Genomic DNA, 1,126 nt, shown 5'->3' on the forward strand with positions numbered 1-1,126 from the left:
ATACTTACTTGTCAACCGCTTTCATCAGACCGATGTTGCCTTCCTGGATCAGATCGAGGAATTGCAGGCCGCGGTTGGTGTACTTCTTGGCGATCGAGATCACCAAACGCAAGTTCGCTTCAACCATCTCTTTCTTCGCGCGGCGGGCCTTGGCCTCACCGATCGACATGCGACGGTTGATGTCCTTGATCTCAGCGATGGTCAAACCGGTTTCGGTTTCCAGCGCCGTCAGCTTCTGCTGGCAACGGATGATATCCGGCTGAACACGGCCAATGGCTTCGGCGTACTTGCTCTTGCCTTTGGCCAGAGCGTCGGACCAGCTTTCGTCGACTTCGTTGCCTGGGAACTGACGCAGGAAATCGGCGCGTGGCATACGTGCATCACGTACGCACAGTTGCATGATCGCGCGCTCTTGCTGACGCAGACGATCCAGGGCACTGCGAACACGCTCGACCAGGCCTTCGAATTGCTTCGGTACCAGTTTGATCGGCATGAACAGCTCGGCCAGAGCCAGCAACTCGGCAATCGCTGCCTTGTTGCTGCGGCCGTGCTTTTTCAGCGCCTTGCGGGTGATTTCCATCTGATCGGACACAGCGCCGAAACGCTGGGCAGCGATGACCGGATCCGGACCGCTTTCGGCTTCTTCTTCGTCATCGTCAGAAGCGTCAGCCTCCTCGTCGTCGGATTCCTCAGCCTTTGCAGCTTTTGGATCGATCGGCGGCGGCACTTCTGCCGCAGGCGGCGCAATGCCGTCGTCCGGGTCGATATAACCGCTCAGGACGTCGGACAGGCGACCACCTTCGGTGGTGACGCGAGTGTACTCGGAGAGAATGTGGTCAACCGTGCCAGGGAAGTGCGCGATTGCGCCCATCACTTCACGGATGCCCTCTTCGATACGCTTGGCGATTTCGATTTCGCCTTCACGAGTCAGAAGCTCGACCGTACCCATTTCACGCATGTACATGCGCACAGGGTCAGTGGTGCGACCGATATCGGTCTCCACCGCTGCCAGCGCGGCTGCTGCTTCTTCCGCAGCGGCCTCGTCGGTATCGGCGTCGGCCAACATAAGGGCGTCCGCATCCGGAGCACTCTCGTGTACGGGGATCCCCATGTCGGTACTCATGCG

Annotated in this window: 1 pseudogene; it reads right to left on the reverse strand. The window is 59.1% G+C overall.

Annotation, left to right across the window (positions count from 1 at the left end):
* Nucleotides 1-7 precede the first annotated feature (7 nt).
* A pseudogene (locus ACIOVB_RS27855) lies at nt 8-1,126 on the reverse strand (sigma-70 factor domain-containing protein); the annotation flags it as partial.

The sequence above is a fragment of the Pseudomonas sp. NPDC087639 genome, from assembly GCF_044743385.1.
In the GTDB taxonomy this organism is placed as follows: Bacteria; Pseudomonadota; Gammaproteobacteria; order Pseudomonadales; family Pseudomonadaceae; genus Aquipseudomonas.